Here is a 4440-nt window from a genome sequence, read left to right as displayed (position 1 = left end):
ACGGGTTGAAGTGCGCGCCGCTCACGGGGCCTAGCAATTCAATCAACACATACAAGGCCCACACCGTTGCCAGCGTGTTGGCCAGCAGCGCCACAGCTAGGTTGCCGCCCGCCAACCGCTCGGCCATTACGCCCGAGCCAATCACCGCGCACAGCAGCCCGGCCGTGCCCAGGCACTCAGCCAACAGCTGCTGGACAAGCCGGGGGTTAGCAGTCGGCACAGACCGCCTCCACCGCGCAGGGTGCACCCTGGCAGCAGTGCTCGGTCAGGTAACCCAGCAGCGCGTTCATCTGGTCGAAGTTGGCGCGGTAGATCAGGTTGCGGCCGCGCGGCTCGCTGCTGACCATGCCCGCATGGGCCAGTTCCTTGAGGTGGAAGGACAAGGCGCTGGGCGCCACCCCCAGCTGCTCGGCCATAACGCCCGGGGTCAGGCCCTCGGCCCCGGCCACCACCAGCGCCCGGAACGCGCGCAGGCGCTGCACCTGAGCCAAGGCCAACAGAGACCGGACGGCTGCGGGTTCTTCCAAAGGAATTAATTTCATATTTCAATGATAGTTGAAATATAGGATGAAAAACAGCTGCCCAGTGGCCGCTGCAAGCCTTCAGATGCCCATTTGCAAAAACGCTACCGGATCGCGCGCAATGCGCAGGCCTTGCTCGCGCGCGTGGGCCAAAGCGTTGTCTTCCGAGACAAACGGGTTGTCGAAGCTGAACATGCGCTCGCTGGGGATGGGCATGCCGTAGTGCTGCGCAATGCCGACCCGTGCCAGCCAGGTGCCGTCGATCATCGGCTTGGCAAACAGCGAGACGACACAGTCGCCGACGTGGAATTCTTTCAGGTCTGTCATGGCGGGCTCCTTGGGCGGCAGACGAAATGGTCTGCACCCAAGATGCTGCGCCCGGTATGTGACGCTATGAAGACAAGCCTGTCAGGGCACCGGTGTCAGCTTCGCCACACTCAGCGCCAGCCACTTCACGCCGTGGCGCGGGAAGTTGATTTGCGCACGCGCATCGTCGCCGCTGCCTTCCAGCAGATTGACTTTGCCCTCGCCAAACTTGGTGTGGAACACCTGCATGCCCACGCGCAGGCCGTGGCTGGGCGCGGCTTTTTGCGGCGGCAAGGGAGGGCTGGCGAAGGGAGCATCTTCTTTACCAAATCGGCCTCCAGGGCTGTATCCACTTGCGCTACCAGCTATGGATTTGGAAGCATAGCCAGATCCATAGCTGGAGGACTTGGAGGTGATCCATTTCAGCGCCGACTCGGGTAGCTCGTCGAAGAAGCGGCTGCGCGGGTTGTAGCGGGTCTGGCCGTGCAGCAATCGGCTTTGCGAGAAGCTGAGGTACAGACGCTGGCGGGCGCGGGTGATGGCCACGTACATCAGGCGGCGCTCTTCTTCCAGGCCCTGGCGGTCGCTGAGCGAGTTTTCGTGCGGGAACAGGCCTTCTTCCATGCCACCCACAAACACGGCATCGAATTCCAGGCCCTTGGCCGAGTGCACGGTCATGAGTTGCACGGCATCTTGACCGGCCTTGGCCTGGTTATCACCGGCTTCCAGAGCGGCGTGGGTCAGGAAGGCAGCCAGGGGCGATAGGGTTTCGCCACTGTCCTGGTCGATAAAGCCGTCGGCGGCGGGCAAGCTGGGGTCCAGGCCCTGGCTGGCGGGCGATTGGCTGAGTTCGTCCAGCGGCAGGGCCACGGCATCGCGGCCAAAGCCTTGCTGGGACACAAAGCTTTCGGCAGCGTTGACCAATTCTTCCAAATTTTCGACCCGGTCTTCGCCTTCGCGGTCGGCCTTGAAGTGGGCTAGCAGCCCGCTGTGGTCCAGCACCAGGTCGATAATTTCACGCAGAGTACGGCCTTCGGTCTGCTCGCGCAGCACGTCCAGCTTGGCCACGAAGGCTCCAAAGTTGGCCCCCGCCTTGCCGGGCACGATGCTGACTGCGTCGTGCAGCGAGCAGCCGCTGGCGCGGGCGGCGTCTTGCAACACCTCCAGACTGCGTGCTCCGATGCCGCGCGGCGGGAAGTTGACCACGCGCAGAAAGCTGGTGTCGTCGTTGGCGTTCTCCAGCAGGCGCAGGTAGGCCAGCGCGTGCTTGATTTCGGCCCGCTCGAAGAAGCGCAGGCCCCCAAACACGCGGTAGGGAATGGCGGCGTTGAACAGCGCGGTCTCGATCACCCGGCTCTGGGCATTGCTGCGGTACAGCACGGCGATTTCCTGGCGCGACATGCCGTCGCGCACGAGCTGTTTGACCTCGTCGACGATCCATTGGGCTTCGTCCAGATCGCGCGGGTTTTCGACCACGCGCACCGGCTCGCCGGGGCCTTGGTCGGTTCGCAGGTCTTTGCCCAAACGGTTGCTGTTGTGGCTGATGAGCTGGTTGGCCGAGTCCAGAATGTTGCTGAAGCTGCGGTAGTTTTGCTCCAGCTTGATCTGCTGGGTCACGCCGAATTCGCGTACAAAGTCGGCCATATTGCCGACCCGCGCGCCGCGGAAGGCGTAGATGCTTTGGTCGTCATCGCCCACCGCCAGCACGCTGCCGCCGGGCATGGCCGTGCCTGCAGCTAAATCTTTGGGGCCGTGGCCGGACAGCATCTTGATCCAGGCGTACTGCAGCTTATTGGTGTCTTGGAACTCGTCAATCAGGATGTGGCGAAAGCGCCGCTGGTAGTGCTCACGGATCGGGTCGTTGTCGCGCAGTAGTTCGTAGCTACGCAGCATCAGCTCGCCAAAATCCACCACGCCTTCGCGCTGGCACTGTTCTTCGTACAGCGCGTAGATCTCGATTTTCTTGCGGGTCTGCGGGTCGTGGCTCTCCACCGCGTCGGGGCGCAGGCCCTCTTCCTTGCAGTTGCCGATGAACCACTGGGTTTGCTTGGCCGGGTACTGCTGGTCGTCGATGTTGAACTGCTTCATCAGGCGCTTGATGGCGCTGAGCTGGTCCTGGGTGTCCAGGATCTGGAAACTCTGCGGCAGATTCGCCAGCTTGTAGTGGGCCCGCAGCAGGCGGTTGCACAGACCGTGGAAGGTGCCAATCCACATGCCGCGCACGTTAATGGGCAGCATGGTGGACAGACGCAGCACCATTTCCTTGGCAGCCTTGTTGGTAAAAGTGACCGCCAAAATGCCGCCGGGGGTCACACGCCCGGTTTGTAGCAGCCAGGCGATACGGGTAGTGAGCACCCGGGTCTTGCCGGAACCGGCCCCGGCCAGAATCAATGCGTGGCCGGTGGGCAGAGTCACAGCCGCCAACTGCTCAGGGTTAAGGTTGTGTAAGAGCGGCGCATCCTGTGCGACCAAGTTAGTATTTGCTGAAAACATAGGTCGATTGTAGGAACCCCATGAAACAACCCTTGCCCTTCTGGGCCGCAGCGCTGCTGCTGGTACTGCACCAGGCGGCATCCGCCCAGGTTTCCTGCTCCAGCGAAGGCCAAGCTGCGCCCACCACCTTGCTGGAGCGCTTCATCAGCGCCGATTGCGAGGCCTGCTGGGCCGATGCGCATGCCACCCTGCCCCCACCCGGCGCGGTGGCGCTGGACTGGCTGGTACCCGGCACCATGGGGGACGACGCGCCCTTGTCGGCGGCGGCCCGCCATGACGGACTGGACCGCAAGCAAGCCAGGGCACGGGCTGTGCCACCTACCATCCCATTACCACCACCGCTTCCGCTGCGGGTAGCCCGTGGCCCGATGCTGGGAGGCTACGTCGGCACCTCCATCGCCTTGCAATCCGCCCACGAAGCAGCCTACGGCCCGCTCACCGCGTGGCTGGCCTTGGTAGAGACCATTCCGGCCGGAAGCGATGGCACAGCGGTCGAACGCAATCTGGTACGCAACACCCTGGTGCTGGACTGGAGCACGCCCGGTGAACACTCGGAAATCCGCCCCTTGAGCGTGCCCGCCGGTGCCCAGGCCGCCCGCCTGCGGGTCATCGGCTGGGTGGAAGATGCCAGTGCGCGGGTCGTGGCGATGGCGCAGTCGGTGTGCGCACCTGAAGACGATTAACACGCAATGTGTTAATTTGCGGTCCGCAGGAGGACTAGATCCATGTTTTCGGTCTATGGAATTACAGGGCGGGTGTTCACCGGCACGGTGGAACAACTGCGCCATATCGACAAGGTGAACGCAGTAGCACGGCTCCACCCCATCGAGCCTAACGATCTGGTGCTGGAACCCGAGTTTTCCGTCCCCACGTTCGAGGCCGAAACACCGCATCCCAAAGCCTTGCTGCCCGCCACCGCGGTGGCGGCCTACGCCCAGGTGAGCCAACCCGAAACCCCGCGCCAGCCGCTGGACAAGGTAGGCCTGCTGATGACCCAGCCCGCGGTCACCGTCCGTACCGATGTGCCATTGGCCATTGCCGCCGCCCTGCTGGCCCGCCACCGTGTCGGCCAAATGCCGGTGCTGGACGGAAAAGGCCAACTGGTCGGGCTGCTGCTGCG

The 4440-nt window shown here is 63.4% G+C and carries 6 protein-coding genes; 2 read left to right on the top strand and 4 right to left on the bottom strand.

The annotated features are described in order from the left end of the window. From ABI213_RS21750 to ABI213_RS21735, 4 genes are all read right to left on the bottom strand, one after another. On the bottom strand, positions 1-220 hold a 220-nt coding region (locus tag ABI213_RS21750), incomplete at its 3' end, for an aquaporin (protein ID WP_348028622.1). Further along, complete coding sequence (locus tag ABI213_RS21745) at positions 207-542, bottom strand: helix-turn-helix transcriptional regulator (RefSeq protein ID WP_348028620.1); 336 nt, start codon at positions 540-542, stop codon at positions 207-209. The genes ABI213_RS21750 and ABI213_RS21745, both read right to left, overlap by 14 nt. Positions 543-602: 60 nt before the next feature. After that, a complete protein-coding gene (locus tag ABI213_RS21740) occupies positions 603-848 on the bottom strand; it encodes a hypothetical protein (protein WP_348007252.1) in 246 nt (81 codons plus the stop codon). Positions 849-929: 81 nt separating this feature from the next. Next, positions 930-3320 carry a UvrD-helicase domain-containing protein gene (locus ABI213_RS21735; protein WP_348028618.1) on the bottom strand — a complete coding sequence of 797 codons (2391 nt, stop codon included), beginning with the start codon at positions 3318-3320 and terminating at the stop codon, positions 930-932. A 20-nt stretch (positions 3321-3340) separates the two neighbouring features. On the opposite strand from ABI213_RS21735, the gene ABI213_RS21730 reads away from it, so the two are divergent. Both ABI213_RS21730 and ABI213_RS21725 read left to right on the top strand, forming a co-directional pair. Further along, positions 3341-4003, top strand: coding sequence for a hypothetical protein (locus ABI213_RS21730; RefSeq protein WP_348028616.1), 663 nt, complete (start codon positions 3341-3343; stop codon positions 4001-4003). A gap of 42 nt (positions 4004-4045) precedes the next feature. Then, on the top strand, positions 4046-4440 hold a 395-nt coding region (locus ABI213_RS21725), incomplete at its 3' end, for a CBS domain-containing protein (RefSeq protein WP_348028614.1).

It is taken from the genome of Rhodoferax sp., from assembly GCF_039922535.1.
In the GTDB taxonomy this organism is placed as follows: Bacteria; Pseudomonadota; Gammaproteobacteria; order Burkholderiales; family Burkholderiaceae_C; genus Rhodoferax_B.
Note: the sequence above shows the minus strand (reverse complement) of the source record. Positions and strands in the feature narration are given on the sequence as shown.

Bases quoted from the DNA above. Each gene is read 5' to 3' on its own strand.
- ABI213_RS21730 (WP_348028616.1), top strand. From the start codon at position 3,341: ATGAAACAACCCTTGCCCTTCTGGGCCGCAGCGCTGCTGCTGGTACTG.
- ABI213_RS21740 (WP_348007252.1), bottom strand. From the start codon at position 848: ATGACAGACCTGAAAGAATTCCACGTCGGCGACTGTGTCGTCTCGCTG.
- ABI213_RS21745 (WP_348028620.1), bottom strand. From the start codon at position 542: ATGAAATTAATTCCTTTGGAAGAACCCGCAGCCGTCCGGTCTCTGTTG.
- ABI213_RS21735 (WP_348028618.1), bottom strand. From the start codon at position 3,320: ATGTTTTCAGCAAATACTAACTTGGTCGCACAGGATGCGCCGCTCTTA.